Genomic DNA, 13,819 nt, shown 5'->3' on the forward strand with positions numbered 1-13,819 from the left:
CTGGTCTACCGGTTGGCACCAACGCGGTGGGCAGCGGATTTCATCCCGCCGTTACGAAGACGGGTCTTGCGGGTGGCGTTCACGGCCCGTGCGGGTTCCGGGGCGGCGGCAGACGCCGGTTCCCAGGCGGCCGGCGGCTGACCCACGCCCGGGGCCCAGGCGGTCGGCGGCTGACCCACGCCCGGGGCCGAGGCCGGTCGGTGGCCGCAGCCCGCGACGACCTCGATCGCCGAACGGTCATGCCGCGTCCGGCGATCGAGCACGGCCTCGGCCGCGTCCGCTACGACCGCGGCGTCGCGGTGAGCATCCGTACCGCCGGTGCCTCCGGTACCGCGGGCACCGCTTCCTGCGGGGCGGCGGGCGGGGCGACGGTGGACTGGGTGGCGACGGTCGGGTTGAGGTCCTTGTGCACGGCGCGGGCGACGGCCTGAATGGTGTTGATGCCGTCGTTCATCGTCTTGTTGTCCTGGGTGAGCACGGTGATCGCGTAGTCGTGCCCCTTGCCCGTGAACGCGCCGATGCTGTGCACCCGCCAGCCGTGGGTGGCGCGCGGCAGCCAGCCGTTCTTGACCTGGACGGTCACCCCGGACGGCGCACCGGCGGGCGTGCCCCAGCGCTGGGAGGAGACGACCTTGCGCATCAAACCCAGTTCGTACGCCCGCGCGTTGTCGCTCAGCACGGAGTTCCTGGCGGTCAGCAGCGTCAGCAGCCGCAGCTCGTCCTGGGCGGTGATCTGTGTGAGACCCCAGTAGCCACGCGAGCCGGGCACGGTGTGCGACATCCCGGCCGCCTTCAGGAACGCCTTGACCTTCGTCACCCCGAGCTGCTTCCACAGGCTCGTGGTCGCGTTGTTGTCGGACTTCGTGATCATGGCGGTGGTGAGGTTTATCTCGCGCTGGGTGAGATAGCGGTTGTGCCTCTTTTTGTCCCAGAGCAACGTCGCCAGCACGGTTGCCTTCACGACGCTGGCGGAGTCGTACTTCGCCGTCGCCCGCAGGGAGCAGTTCGTCCTGGTGGTCCGGTCGTAGAGCGCCACGGCCGTCGTGGACTTCCGTCCCTTGAGCGCGGCGGCGATGTCCTTCGACAGCTTGGCGGCCAGCCCCGCCTTGCCGGACGTGCAGCTCACCGGCGGCGTCGCGGCGGCGGCGGGCGCGGCTCCGAATACCACGGGAGCGATTACGCCTGCGGCGAGCGCGACGGAGAGTGCGACCTGCGCGCGACTAGGCACGTGCACGCGACGGCCTATACGAGACTGAACTTTCATGCGGCTTCTCCCCCTGGGTCGATCCGTACGGCGCGCCCCGGCGCACCCGTCAGTATCGACTGCCGAACGGACGAAAAGTTGCGCATGCCGGGCTGAGGAGTTGCTCGCCGGTCGCGCCGGGTACCGACGGCCCCATGCGGTCCGGCGCGGTGACAGGGGTGAACATGACGGCTGGTCAACCTGCCCGGAAAACGAGTCCGTCCCGTGCCCCGGCGGTCGGGGCACGGGACGGACGTACGCCGCCCTACAGATGCGTCGGCTCGAACATCCTCAGCAGGGCCGGGGGTTCAGAGCGGCCGCGATCTGCTCGGGGGTGGGCTGCGGCCGCTCGTCGTGGTGGTCGTGGCTCACTTCGTACGGGCCTCTGCGATCTGGCGGGACATGACCGTCGTCAGCTCGTACGCCGTGTGGGAGGCGGCGACGGAGGTGATCTCGGCGTGGTCGTACGCGGGGGCGACCTCGACCAGGTCGGCGGAGACCAGGTTGCAGGAGGACAGCCCGCGGACGATCTCGAGCAGCTCGCGGGAGGTCAGTCCGCCGGCCTCGGGGGTGCCGGTGCCGGGCGCGTGTGCCGGGTCGAGGACGTCGATGTCGATGGAGATGTAGAGCGGCCGGTCGCCGATGCGCTGACGGAGCTGGTCGGCGACCTCGTCGACGCCGCGGCGCATGACGTCGGCGGAGGTGACGATGCCGAAGCCCATCTTCGCGTCGTCGTCCAGGTCCTGCTTGCCGTAGAGCGGGCCGCGGGTGCCGACGTGGGAGAGCGCGGAGGTGTCGAGGATGCCCTCCTCGACGGCGCGGCGGAACGGGGTGCCGTGGGTGTACTCGGCGCCGAAGTAGGTGTCCCAGGTGTCGAGGTGGGCGTCGAAGTGGAGCAGGGCGACCGGGCCGTGCTTCTTCGCGACGGAGCGCAGCAGCGGCAGCGCGATGGTGTGGTCGCCGCCGAGCGTCATCAGGCGGGCGCCGGTGGACAGGAGGTCGTCGGCGGCGGCCTCGATGGTCTCTACGGCCTCGTTGATGTTGAACGGGTTCGCGGCGATGTCCCCGGCGTCGGCGACCTGCGCGAGGGCGAACGGCGAGGCGTCCTGCGCCGGGTTGTACGGGCGCAGCAGGCGCGACGCCTCACGGATCGCGTTACCGCCGAAGCGGGCGCCGGGCCGGTAGGAGACACCCGTGTCGAAGGGCACGCCGACGACGGCGACATCGGCGGTGCCGACTTCGTCGAGGCGGGGCAGCCGGGCGAACGTCGCGGGTCCGGCGTACCGCGGGACGCGGGAGGAGTCGACGGGACCGCGCGGCGTTTCGTTGCTGCTCACGGGGGTGCCTTTCTTGTTGCGATGCGGGGTGACGCTTCTTGTTGCGATGCGGGGTGGCGCTGAGGCGGTGCTCGCTCTGTGTCACATGCGCGCACGTCGTACGTGGTGAAGACGGTAGGTGACCCACAGGCGGCACTGAAGTGTACGTTTCATCCATAATCGAAATCACCAATGGATGGATCGTCCATGCCGGACATCTTGGCCGAGCTCACCCCGCCCACTCCCCCCTCTCCTTCCGCTCCCCCCACTCCGCCGATCCCGCTCACCGAGCTGCTCGCCCGGGAGGAGCTCGGGCTGCACCGGATCGCGGGTCCGGCCGAGGCAGATGTGCTGTGGGTGCACACCTCGGAGATGGCCGACCCGTACCCGTATCTGCTCGGCGGTGAGCTGCTGCTGAGCGCCGGGCTGACGCTCAAGGACCCGGACGCCTATGTGGCGCGGCTGGTGGAGGCGGGGGCGGCGGCGCTCGGTTTCGGGGTGACGCCGGTGTTCGACACGGTGCCGCGGGCGCTGATCGAGGCGTGCGACCGGCACGGCCTGCCCCTGGTGGAGGTGCCGCCCGAGACCCCGTTCACGACGATCGCCCGGGCCGTGTGGCAGCTGATGGCCGAGGCCCGCCACCGTGAGCTGCGCCGGGTGACCCGGGCGCAACAGGCCCTGGCCACGGCGGCGGCCCGGCCGGACCCGGTGCCCGCGGTGCTGCACCAGCTGGCGGCCCAGTTGGGAGGCCGGGCGGTGCTGCTCTCCGCGGACGGCGAGGAGCTGCACGCGGCGGGCCGCCGCCCGGCCCCCGACGTCGGGGCGGCGCTGGCCCGGCTCACCAGGGTGGTCGGCGCCGGGCCGCGCCCCGCGCCGACGTCCGCCACCGACACGGTGCGGGGCGTGCACCTGTCCGCGTACGCGCTGGGCGGCGGCCAGGGTCTCGTCCTGGCGCTCGGGACGGACCGGCGCGAGGGGGGCGACCACACGATCGCCGGGGTGGCGGTCGTCCTGCTCTCCCTGCTGGCCGCCCCGCACCAGGGCGCGGACGCGGCGGGCCGGTCGGCGGCCCTCGTACGGCTGCTGCTGGGCGCGGACCCGCAGGACGTCGCCCCGCTGCTCGGCGGCGCCGAGGAGTGGACGGTGGTACACGCGCGCCGCAGCGGCGGCGCCGGGCCGGTCGACCCGCTGACCGCCGGCGCGCTGGGCGCGTCCCTGGGCTCGGCGCTGGTCGACGCGGGCCGGGGCCGCGACGCCGTCAGGGTGCTGGTCCCCGTCGGCGACCGGATCACCCCGCAGCCCGGCTGGACGCTCGGCGCCTCCGCCCCCGCGCCCATCACCGCGCTCGACCTCGCCGACGGTCAGGCGTCCCGCGCCCTGGGCCGCGCCGCGGCCACCCGCACCCCGCTGACCCACCACCACTCCGACGCCGGCCTCGGCCTGTCCGCCCTGATCCCCCCGGACCAGGCCGAGGCCCATGCCCGCGCCCTCCTCGCCCCGCTCACCGAGCCGCTGGCCGAGACCCTGCGCTGCTGGCTGAGCCTGCACGGCAGCTGGGACCGCACGGCCACCGCCCTCCAGGTCCACCGCAACACGGTCCGCCAGCGCATCGCCCGCTGTGCGGCGCTCCTGGACGCGGACCTGGACGACATGGACGTACGGACGGAACTGTGGTTCGCGCTGCGGCGGGGGTGAGGCGGGTGGCGGGGTGATCAGCGCCCCAGTAGGGCCCTGGATGGATCCTCCTGGGCGATCTCTCCCATCCACATGCGCCGGCCGAGTTCGTCGAGCTCGGCCCGACGCTCCTCGTACTCGGGCAGCGCCTGCGACAGCAGCCGCCAGAAGACCGTCGTACAGCTCAAGTGCGAACGACAGCTGCGTCGAAGTACCGGAGGCGGCCGACCGGCTCGCATCACGCGCCGGGGTACGCGGAAGTCTCGCGGGCCGGGAGAGACGCTTCGAGCGCCCCCTTTTCCGCCTGTCTGCGCAGGTCGCGGCCGTGCCACGCTGCTGTTGATCAGGGAACAGAGCCTTGATCACCGTCAGGAAGAGAGGTTTCCGTCATGAACCGCATCACCGCGCTCGCCGTCACCTCGATCGCCTTGGCCCTGGGGCTCGGCACCGGGCCCGCCGCGGCCGGAGCCGCCGAGAACGCCGGTAACGCCGTCGATACCGGGACGGCCGCCGTGGAGAGTGCCCGGGCTTCCTACAGCTGCAGCCCCGGATACTTCTGTATCTACAGCGACTGGAACGGGGGTGGAACCCGCTGCCAGTGGTCGGACAAGAAGCGGGCGAATACCGCCGACGACTGCTCCTTCATCCAGCGGGGCCAGAACGTGCGCTCCGTGTGGAACGCGACCGGGCACCGCGTTCAGTACTACACGCAGACCAACTACAACGCCCGGGTCGGATCCACCCCTGCCGGAAGCGGCGGCAACCTCCAGGGGAGCTACCAGATCCGCTCCTTCAAGCCCCAGTAGCCCCACCCTCAGTGAGCCGCATGCGCTGCGCCGGGCGGTGGGGGTGAGACCCACAGCAGGCACCCCACGGTCGGCCGTCCAGGGGGTACCTCCACGTCTTCCGTCAAGCCCGTGTTGCCGGATTTCGGGTTGTCGGGGGCTCCCTCGGACGGCCGACCGTCTACGATCCGGCTGCGCGGGGCAGCCGTCGAGCCCCACGGGTGTCGGCCTCAGCCCCGATGGCAGGTCCCTCTATGTCACCAACGGCAGTTCCAACACCGTCTCGGTGATCGACACCCGAACCAACCGGGTGGCCGCGACCATCCCGGTCGGTAAATCTCCGGTGAGCGTTGCGTTAAGTCGTAACGGTGGCAGGGCTTACGTGGCGAACGCCCTCACCGTCATCGACTCGACATCCCACGCTGAGCGTGCGCCGCACAAACGGAAGTTCGCGCAGTGGCACGGCTTCTACGACTCAAAGCCGGTCGAGTCAGTGATTTACGCACGGCACTGGGCGGTCATCGGAAATGCACACAGCTCACGCCGCAGGTTCTGCACACCCGTTGGCTCCCGCGTTCACTCCCATGGCCCACTTCTGTGACCCGGTCGGAGTACGTGGCCGTGCCCGCCGGTGCGGACGCGTGAACACTCGGTACGGCAGATCCCACGGAAGGCGAGGACGACATGGCAGCGCTTCAGGGCACCGGCTCACGGCGCCGAATACGCCGCGATCATGTCATGGCAGTCGGGTGCGCCATGGTCATGTGCACGGCCGTGCCGGCCTCTGCCGCCACGGCCGGCGGCAGGACCACGACCAAACCCACCATCGTGCTGGTGCACGGGGCGTTCGCGGACGCCTCCAGCTGGAACGGGGTCGTCGAACGCCTCGAACACCGCGGCTACACCGTCATCGCTCCCGCCAACCCGCTGCGCGGGCTGTACAACGACTCCACCTACATCGCTTCCGTCCTGGACAGCATCAAGGGGCCGATCGTGCTGGCGGGGCATTCGTACGGCGGCGCCGTGATCAGCTCGGCCGCCGCGGGCAACCCCCGGGTGAAGTCGCTGGTGTACGTGTCGGCGCTGATGCCCGACGTGGGCGAGAGCGGAATGTCCCTGGGCGCCAGGTTCCCCAGCGAACTCGGCACCGCCACAAGGTCCGTTCCCTACCGAGCCGGCGGCAAGGCCGTCGGGACCGACCTGTACCTCAAGCCCGACAGGCTCCATCAGGTCTTCGCCGCCGACCTGCCGGAGAGCACCGCGAGAGTCCTGGCGGCGACCCAACGGCCCGTGGCGACGACCGCGTTCTCGGAGAAGGCCAAGGTGGCCGCCTGGAAGCACATCCCCTCATGGTTCCTCGTCGCGAAGCAGGACAAGACCGTCAACCCCGACCAGGAACGCTTCGAGGCGAAGCGCGCGGGTTCGCACACGGTGGAGATCGACTCGTCCCACGTGGCGATGATCTCCCACCCCGAAGCGGTCACCGACCTCGTCCTCCGAGCCGCCACGGCGGCCGACTGACACCCGGCCTGCGTCGGCCGCCACCGCGTCCACCGAAGACGCCCGGGCCGGGGGTGGAAAAGGATCAAGAAACCCCAGCAGAAAGCCTGATGAGCCCTTCCCGGCCGGCGGCCGGGAAGGGCTCTTGCGCGTATCCGGCCGAGCCGTCCACGCGGGCGTGCTGAGCATCACCCTGGACAGCGCCGGTGACCGCCGGGTAACTTTTGACCAGAACTGAGCAAGCGCTTAGCCAGCCTGGCCGGAGCTCGCCCGATGCTCGCCCGAAGCCGATCGCAGCTGACCAAGGAGGCACCCCCGTGCGCCGTACGGTATTCAACGAGGACCACGAGGCGTTCCGGGAGACCATCCGCGCCTTCATCGAGGCCGAGGTCGCCCCCGTCTACGACGAATGGTTCGCGGCCGGCCAGGTGCCCCGCGACTTCTACTACAAGCTCGCCGAGCTGGGCGTATTCGGCATCGAGGTGCCCGAGGAGTTCGGCGGCGCCGGGGTCGAGTCGTTCAAGTTCGAGGCGATCATCGCCGAGGAGTGCGCCCGCGCGGCCGTCAACTTCGGCGGCTCCGGCGTGCACGTCCTGCTCTGCCTTCCGTACATCAAGGCGTACGCCACCGAGGAGCAGAAGAAGCGCTGGCTGCCGGACTTCGTCAGCGGCAGGACGATGTACGCCATAGCCATGACCGAGCCGGGCACCGGTTCCGACCTGGCCGGCATGAAGACCACCGCCAAGCTCTCCGAGGACGGCACGCACTACGTCCTCAACGGCGCCAAGACGTTCATCACCGGCGGCGTCCACGCCGACCGGGTCATCGTCTGCGCCCGCACGGACGCGCCCAAGGCGGACGACCGGCGGCACGGCATCTCCCTCCTCGTCGTCGACACCAAGGCCGAGGGCTACTCGGTCGGCCGCAAGCTCGACAAGCTGGGGCTGCGCACCTCCGACACCGCCGAGCTGGCGTTCGTCGACGTCAAGGTGCCGGTCGAGGACCTCCTCGGCGAGGAGAACAAGGGCTTCTCCTACCTCGGCCAGAACCTGCCGCAGGAGCGCCTCGGCATCGCCGTCGGCGCGTACGCCCAGGCCAAGGCCGCCGTCCGGTTCGCCCAGAACTATGTGCAGGACCGCACCGTTTTCGGCAAGGCCGTCGCGTCGTTCCAGAACACCAAGTTCGAACTGGCCGCCTGCCAGGCCGAGGTGGATGCCGCCGAGGCCGTCTGCGACCGTGCCATCGAGGCCCACGACGCCGGTGAGCTGACCGCCGCCGAGGCCGCCTCCGCGAAGCTGTTCTGCACCGAGGTGGCGCACCGCGTCATCGACCGCTGCCTCCAGCTGCACGGCGGCTACGGCTACATGAACGAGTACCCGATCGCCCGCCTGTACGCGGACAACCGGGTCAACCGCATCTACGGCGGCACCAGCGAGGTCATGAAGTCGATCATCGCCAAGTCCATGGGACTGTGAGAGCAGCTACGTTCTCCCCATGAGCTCAGCACTTGATTCCCTGCTCGATCTGCTCGACCTGGAGCAGATCGAGCAGGACATCTTCCGGGGTACGAGCCGTTCGGCGATCGTGCCCCGCGTCTTCGGCGGCCAGGTCGCGGCCCAGGCCCTGGTCGCCGCCGGCCGTACCGTCCCCGCCGCCCTTCCCCGAGCTCTCGGCTCCGCTCGGGCAGGGGAGACCCCATCCGCCCACTCCCTGCACTCCTACTTCCTGCGGATGGGCGACCCCGGCGCGCCGATCGTCTACAGCGTCGACCGCATCCGCGACGGCCGCTCCTTCACCACCCGCCGGGTCGTCGCCGTCCAGCACGGCCAGCCGATCTTCCACCTCTCGGCGTCGTTCCAGACGCACGAGGAGGGGCTGGAGCACCAGGCGGCCATGCCGCCCGCCCCGGACCCCGAGACGCTGCCCACCGCCGAGCAGATGCTGCCCCGGTACGCGGACCGCTTCAGCGACCCGGGCATCGTGGACCGGATGATCGAGGCACGGGCGGCGGTCGACCTGCGGTACGTCGACGAGCCGCCCTTCGGCACGGTCGGCGAACCGCGCGAGCCCCGCTCCCAGGTGTGGTTCCGCACCAACGGCAAGCTCGCGGACGACCCGCTGCTGCACGTCTGCATGGCGACGTACGTCTCCGACATGACGCTGCTCGACTCGGTGCTCCTCGCCCACGGGCGCGGCGGCTGGACGGTCGGCGACGTGGTCGGGGCGAGCCTGGACCACGCGATGTGGTTCCACCGGCCGTTCCGGGCCGACGAGTGGCTGCTGTACGACCAGGAGTCGCCGTCCGCTTCCGGCGGGCGGGGACTCGGCCAGGCCCGGATATACACGCAGGACGGACGGCTGGCGATCACCGTGATCCAGGAGGGCGTGGTCCGCGTTCCCCGGGCCTGACCCGTCGCCCCGTCCCGCCGCCCCCTCCGCACCCCGTCGGCGTCAGATCAGCCCCGCCGCGTCCAGCAGATAGTCCGTCAGCGGGTCGTAGAACCGCGGGTCCAGCACGTGGTCGTCCAGCGGTACGGCCACCTGGAGCGTCCCCTCCGCCTCGCCGAGGAACAGCGCCGGGTCGTTGCAGTCCGCGTACCCCACCGCGTCCAGCCCGCGCTGCGCCGCGCACCCCGCCCATCCGTGGTCGGCGACGACCAGGTCCGGCAACGGCCGGCCCTCCCGCTCCAGACCGTCCAGGATCGCGGCCATCGGGGCGGGCGAGTGCGTGTGCCAGAGCGTCGCGCCGCGTTCCTGCACCGCGACGTCCGCGAACTGGAACACCATGCCCTCGTCGGCCACCAGCCCCGAGGGGATCCGTACGATCTCGCACCCGGCGGCCCGCAGCGCCTGCGCGGTCTGCCGGTGCACGTCGAGGAGCCCGCCCGGGTGCCCGGTCGCGAACAGCACGCGCTGCGCGCCCGCCGCCGCCTTGCGCAGCCGCGCCGCCATCCGCTCCAGGGCGTCGACCGTCAGCTCCGGGTCGATGGTGTCCTGCCCGAACCGGTGCTCCGGGTCGTCGCTGACCCCGCACCGCTCGGCCATCACGGCCAGCACGTCCTGCTCGTCGCGCCACCGGTCCCCGAGCTCCAGACCCAGCCAGTAGTGGCGGTCGCCGTTGGCGAGCTTGCGGTAGTGGGAGAGGTTGTTGTCGCGGGGGGTGGCGACGTCTCCGGCGATACGCGTACGGACAAGGTGTTCGACGAGGGCGGCACGGCTGGGTATCGGCATGAACCCATTGTGCCGTCAGGTGTGCGCAGTGTGCCGGGTGTCTTGTACGACGGACGGCCGGGCGGCGCGGGCGGGCCGCGCCGCCCGGCCGGTCAGGGAAGCTTGGTCGAGTAGGTGATCTTCTTGAGGTGGTAGTACGTGGCGACGCACTGTCCCGGCCACAGCCTCTTGCCGTGGTCACCGAACGGCTCCCCCATCCCGCTGACCGACACCGGTGTGTACGGAAGCACCTGGGCGCCGCGCGCCGCCTGCTCCCTCAGCCACCGGTCCTGCCGGTCCCAGCGCTGGGCGCGCACGTCCATCTTCCGCTCCAGCTGGAGCAGCGGGACGGCGAGGCCGGCACAGACCACGGCGCAGACGGCACCGGCGGCCACCGCCGTCACCGCGCGGATCCCCCACCGGACGGTGCGCAGTGCCCGTCCCAGCAGGGCGCCGACGCCGACCAGGAGCAGCACGTACAGCAGGAGGAAGTCGCCCCAGATGCGCGACGCGTTCACCACGCTCGCCCCGAAGACGGGGTAGGCGACGACGATGCAGAGGTAGCCGGAGACCAGGAAGGCGAGGAACCCGACGACGACCGGAATGAAGGGCCTGCGGCGCAGGGACCCCACCGGCGCGTTCTTTCCCTGCGGCCCGCCGCCGCGCACGAGCAGGCCCAGCAGTACGCCGACGGCGACCGCTCCCACGTACTGCCAGGTCGTGAAGATCGTCCCGAGGATGTGCTCGAACGCCCGCAGCGCCGTGGTCAGTGCCTCCGGCCCGAACATGGAGGCGCCGTCGGCGCCGAACCGTTCACGCCGGGTGCGCGCGCCGGGCGACAGGTACAGGATGGCCGTTCCGACCGCGACCCCGGCGAAGGCGACGACGCACCAGATACGCGTGTGGGTCCGGCCGGGACCGGGAAGGGACCAGCAGCTGATCAGCAGGACGGCGGCGAGCAGGGTGAACGCGACGACCGCCGTCTCCTCCGACAGGGTGCCGATGAAGATCCCGGCCAGGTACGCGACGCCCAGCGCGAGGGCGCGTCCCCGCCCGGTCCGTGCGCGCAGCAGGGGGATCAGGGCGGCGCAGGCCAGTACCGGTGCGACGGTGTGCGAGACGGAGTTGGCGGGCCAGTAGAACGTCTTGTACGGGTTGGGCGTCGCGAGAAAGAAGATCACCGCCGTCATCGCGCCCACCAGCAGCGCGAGCCCGCGCGGCGCGGTCAGCCCGGCTCTCTTGAGCACGGAGGCGATGAGCGCCCAGAGGATGCCCAGCATGAGCACCCCGCTGACCAGGGCGAACCACTGGTGGCCCGCGACTCCGAAGGCCCCGTACGCGACGACGAGCACCGCGTTGGCGATGCGTCCGTTGTCGTGGAGGAAGAACTTCGCGATCATCCCGGAGGCGCCCTCGTCCCGTACGACCGGCAGGAAGCACCAGTCGTCCCCGCCCGGACGGACCAGGCGGCCGATCCAGAAGGCCGCGCCGAGCAGGGCGAGCGGCAGCAGGGTGAGGGCCGTCGTCCAGATCGACGCCCACCGCCGCGCGGGGGTCGGGCGGGCTTCCGGCCGGTGGGAGTCCGCACTCTGCGCCTGTGTGCCGGCGGCCTCCGGCGTATCGGCGGTATTCGGCGTGTCGGCGGATGCGGATTTCGAGGTGTCAGCGGTCATGTGCACTGGGTGTCCTTCGTACGGTGCTCGCGTCTTGCCCGCCGAGAGGTCCGGGCGATGGGTTTCACGGTGTGGTTTCACGGTGCGGTGTGTCCGGCACGGCTCTCGGCCGGGGCGGCGCCCTGCCGGGCCAGGACGGTGCCGGAGTCGATGGCCCAGCGGGCGAGGAGGAACGAGAAGGGGGTGGCGAGGACTCCCGCGGCCACGGCGGCGATGTTCTTGTCCATGCCCAGCCTGCTCACGCCGAGGTAGAGCAGAACGCCCGTGAGTACGAGATTGACGACGCTCGACAGCGGATACCGGACGAGGGCCTGCCAGGTCGGCTTCGTACGGCAGGTGATGTACGAGTTGAGCAGGAACGATCCCACGATGCTGACCACATATCCGATGACGTGCGCGGCCAGATAGGGAATCCAGGTATTCAGCGTGGCGTACACGGCCAGATATACCGCCGTATTGATTACTCCGATCAGCCCGAAATCGATGAACTGACGCACGGTGCGGAACCTGGACGCGCCGAGCGCGGTCGAACCGGTACGCCCCGCCCGTGGTCTCCTGCCCGCGGGGGCGGGCGGGCCCGAACGCACCTCCGCCGGAATATCGACCGGGAGGACACGCGGAGATTCATTCGTTTCGCGCACCACATAGTGCGGGCGGCGTTTCGCCTCGCAGTAGATGCGTCCCACGTATTCACCGATGACGCCGAGCGTGGCGAGCTGGATTCCGCCGAGCGCCACGATGGCGGTCAGCAGGGTGGTGTAGCCGGGTACGGCGACGCCGTGGAGCACGACGCCGGCGATGGTCCACAGGGCGTATCCCAGTGCCGCCAGTGCGAGAGCGAGGCCGCCGTGGATGGCCAGGCGCAGCGGGCGGCTGTTGAAGGAGATCAGCCCGTCGATCCCGTAGTTGAACAGGCGTCTGCCGCCCCACTTCGAACGTCCCGCCGCGCGCTGGATGTTGCGGTACGTGAAGCTGACGGTGTCGAAGCCGATCCAGGAGAAGATCCCCTTGGAGAACCGGTTGCTCTCGGGCAGCGCGAGCACGGCGTCCACGGCGGTGCGCGACAGCAGCCTGAAGTCGCCCTCGCCGTCGACGACCTCGACGTCCATGCACCGGCCCATGGCCCGGTAGTAGGCGGCGCTGAGAACGGTGCGCAGGGCGCCCTCGCCGTCGCGGTCGCGCCGCGCGACGACCTGGTCGTAGCCGCGCTGCCGCAGTTCCAGCATGCGGGGCACCAGCTCGGGCGGGTGCTGGAGGTCGGCGTCCATGAGGACGACGGCGTCGCCGCGGGACATGCGCAGCCCCGCGAGCATGGCGGCCTCCTTGCCGAAATTGCGGCTGAAGGAGGTGTAGCGGACCCGCCGGTCCGCGGTGGCGAGTGAACCGATCCGGAGCCTGGTCCGGTCACTGCTGCCGTCGTCGACATAACAGATCTCGAAGGTCCGCCGAGTGGGTTCGAGGGCGGAGATCAGCGCACGGTGAAACGCCTCGATGACCTCGTCCTCATTGAAACACGGGACAACGATCGAAACCTGACATGTTTTCATTTAAATTCCCCATCAGGCGTGGGTGAGACAGCTCAAACCATATGCCTGGGGGCACCGCGAAACCCCGAGCGACGGAGCTCGTCGGGGAAAAAGAAAGAGAATCCGAGGAACTCCCTGGCCCCGCTCTCATCAATTCATATGTTCAAGGCCGCGTTGAATCGGGTGCCCTCCGCCGGGCACCGGCGCGCAGGCCTTACGGGCGGACCGCCGCCGCCTCGAACGCCCCGCGCGCCAGCCGGTGCAGCAGCGCCGCGGTGCCGGCGCGGTCGGGCTGCGCGCCGGGGCGGCCCAGGTGCGGGGTCGAGTTCAGCAGCCCGAAGACGGCGTGGACGGCGGCGCGGGCCTCGTGCTCGGGCAGGTCCGGATACACCTCGCGGACGACCTCCACCCACACCTCGACGTACTGCCGCTGGAGCTGGCGGACCCGCTTGCGGTCGGCGTCCCGGAGGCGGTCCAGCTCGCGGTCGTGGAGGGTGATCAGGGGGCGGTCGTCGAGGGCGAAGTCGATGTGGCCCTCGATGAGCGCGTCGAGCAGGGCCTGCGGCGAGCCGTCGCCACCGGCGGCGTCCTGCGACACCCGCAGCCGCCCGCCCGCCAGCAGCCGCTCACTGATGCCGACGAGCAGTTCGGCGAGCATCGCGTCCTTGCCGGGGAAGTGCCGGTAGAGACCGGGGCCGCTGATGCCGACCGCGGCACCTATCTCGTCGACGCCGACACCGTGGAAGCCGCGCTCGGCAAAGAGGCGGGCGGCCTCCTTGAGGATCTGCTCGCGGCGGGTGGGGGCGTCCGTCCTGATGGTCATGGATTCGATTCTAGACAGTCGGGTTAGCGGTCGTTAACCTGAAGGCATACGTTAACGCTCACTAACCAC

At 70.6% G+C, this 13,819-nt stretch carries 13 protein-coding genes; 6 read left to right on the forward strand and 7 right to left on the reverse strand.

Translation table 11 applies throughout. The annotated features are described in order from the left end of the window. Nucleotides 1-280: 280 nt before the first annotated feature. Both OH735_RS12785 and speB read right to left on the reverse strand, forming a co-directional pair. Nucleotides 281-1,234 carry a serine hydrolase gene (locus OH735_RS12785; RefSeq protein ID WP_406381579.1) on the reverse strand — a complete coding sequence of 318 codons (954 nt, stop codon included), beginning with the start codon at nucleotides 1,232-1,234 and terminating at the stop codon, nucleotides 281-283. Between the two features lie 377 nt (nucleotides 1,235-1,611). Beyond that, nucleotides 1,612-2,580, reverse strand: a complete 969-nt coding sequence (speB, locus tag OH735_RS12790; protein WP_406381580.1) for an agmatinase — start codon at nucleotides 2,578-2,580, stop codon at nucleotides 1,612-1,614. A 186-nt stretch (nucleotides 2,581-2,766) separates the two neighbouring features. Here speB and OH735_RS12795 point away from each other — a divergent pair, with 186 nt between their 5' ends. Further along, complete coding sequence (locus tag OH735_RS12795) at nucleotides 2,767-4,254, forward strand: PucR family transcriptional regulator ligand-binding domain-containing protein (RefSeq protein WP_406381582.1); 1,488 nt, start codon at nucleotides 2,767-2,769, stop codon at nucleotides 4,252-4,254. Nucleotides 4,255-4,271: 17 nt separating this feature from the next. Here OH735_RS12795 and OH735_RS12800 read toward each other — a convergent pair whose 3' ends face one another. Next, entirely contained in the window at nucleotides 4,272-4,421 is a 150-nt protein-coding gene (locus OH735_RS12800; RefSeq protein WP_406381583.1) for a hypothetical protein, read from the reverse strand. 201 nt (nucleotides 4,422-4,622) lie between these two features. Between OH735_RS12800 and OH735_RS12805 the strand changes: the two genes are divergently transcribed. From OH735_RS12805 to OH735_RS12825, 5 genes are all read left to right on the forward strand, one after another. Continuing rightward, nucleotides 4,623-5,039, forward strand: a complete 417-nt coding sequence (locus OH735_RS12805; protein WP_406381585.1) for a peptidase inhibitor family I36 protein — start codon at nucleotides 4,623-4,625, stop codon at nucleotides 5,037-5,039. 43 nt (nucleotides 5,040-5,082) lie between these two features. Then, a complete protein-coding gene (locus tag OH735_RS12810) occupies nucleotides 5,083-5,619 on the forward strand; it encodes a YncE family protein (RefSeq protein ID WP_406381587.1) in 537 nt (178 codons plus the stop codon). 83 nt (nucleotides 5,620-5,702) lie between these two features. Further along, on the forward strand, nucleotides 5,703-6,539 hold the full coding sequence (locus OH735_RS12815) for an alpha/beta fold hydrolase (RefSeq protein ID WP_406381589.1): 837 nt from the start codon (nucleotides 5,703-5,705) through the stop codon (nucleotides 6,537-6,539). 296 nt (nucleotides 6,540-6,835) lie between these two features. Continuing rightward, nucleotides 6,836-7,993, forward strand: coding sequence for an acyl-CoA dehydrogenase family protein (locus tag OH735_RS12820; protein ID WP_406381591.1), 1,158 nt, complete (start codon nucleotides 6,836-6,838; stop codon nucleotides 7,991-7,993). Nucleotides 7,994-8,012: 19 nt separating this feature from the next. Continuing rightward, nucleotides 8,013-8,927, forward strand: coding sequence for an acyl-CoA thioesterase (locus OH735_RS12825; RefSeq protein WP_406381592.1), 915 nt, complete (start codon nucleotides 8,013-8,015; stop codon nucleotides 8,925-8,927). A gap of 42 nt (nucleotides 8,928-8,969) precedes the next feature. On the opposite strand, the gene OH735_RS12830 is transcribed toward OH735_RS12825, so the two are convergent. From OH735_RS12830 to OH735_RS12845, 4 genes are all read right to left on the reverse strand, one after another. Beyond that, a complete protein-coding gene (locus OH735_RS12830; protein WP_189274199.1) occupies nucleotides 8,970-9,749 on the reverse strand; it encodes a phosphatase in 780 nt (259 codons plus the stop codon). Nucleotides 9,750-9,841: 92 nt separating this feature from the next. After that, a complete protein-coding gene (locus tag OH735_RS12835) occupies nucleotides 9,842-11,401 on the reverse strand; it encodes a DUF6056 family protein (RefSeq protein WP_406381593.1) in 1,560 nt (519 codons plus the stop codon). A 77-nt stretch (nucleotides 11,402-11,478) separates the two neighbouring features. Further along, nucleotides 11,479-12,948 carry a glycosyltransferase gene (locus OH735_RS12840; RefSeq protein ID WP_406381594.1) on the reverse strand — a complete coding sequence of 490 codons (1,470 nt, stop codon included), beginning with the start codon at nucleotides 12,946-12,948 and terminating at the stop codon, nucleotides 11,479-11,481. Between the two features lie 193 nt (nucleotides 12,949-13,141). Then, entirely contained in the window at nucleotides 13,142-13,750 is a 609-nt protein-coding gene (locus OH735_RS12845; RefSeq protein ID WP_406381596.1) for a TetR/AcrR family transcriptional regulator, read from the reverse strand. Nucleotides 13,751-13,819 lie beyond the last annotated feature (69 nt).

The sequence above is a fragment of the Streptomyces sp. NBC_01618 genome, from assembly GCF_045209435.1.
In the GTDB taxonomy this organism is placed as follows: Bacteria; Actinomycetota; Actinomycetes; order Streptomycetales; family Streptomycetaceae; genus Streptomyces.

Excerpts from the sequence above, each read along its gene's own strand:
- OH735_RS12805 (WP_406381585.1), top strand. The coding sequence starts at position 4,623 with ATGAACCGCATCACCGCGCTCGCCGTCACCTCGATCGCCTTGGCCCTG.
- OH735_RS12840 (WP_406381594.1), bottom strand. The coding sequence starts at position 12,948 with ATGAAAACATGTCAGGTTTCGATCGTTGTCCCGTGTTTCAATGAGGAC.
- OH735_RS12835 (WP_406381593.1), bottom strand. The coding sequence starts at position 11,401 with ATGACCGCTGACACCTCGAAATCCGCATCCGCCGACACGCCGAATACC.
- OH735_RS12815 (WP_406381589.1), top strand. The coding sequence starts at position 5,703 with ATGGCAGCGCTTCAGGGCACCGGCTCACGGCGCCGAATACGCCGCGAT.
- OH735_RS12825 (WP_406381592.1), top strand. The coding sequence starts at position 8,013 with ATGAGCTCAGCACTTGATTCCCTGCTCGATCTGCTCGACCTGGAGCAG.
- OH735_RS12795 (WP_406381582.1), top strand. The coding sequence starts at position 2,767 with ATGCCGGACATCTTGGCCGAGCTCACCCCGCCCACTCCCCCCTCTCCT.
- OH735_RS12830 (WP_189274199.1), bottom strand. The coding sequence starts at position 9,749 with ATGCCGATACCCAGCCGTGCCGCCCTCGTCGAACACCTTGTCCGTACG.
- OH735_RS12845 (WP_406381596.1), bottom strand. The coding sequence starts at position 13,750 with ATGACCATCAGGACGGACGCCCCCACCCGCCGCGAGCAGATCCTCAAG.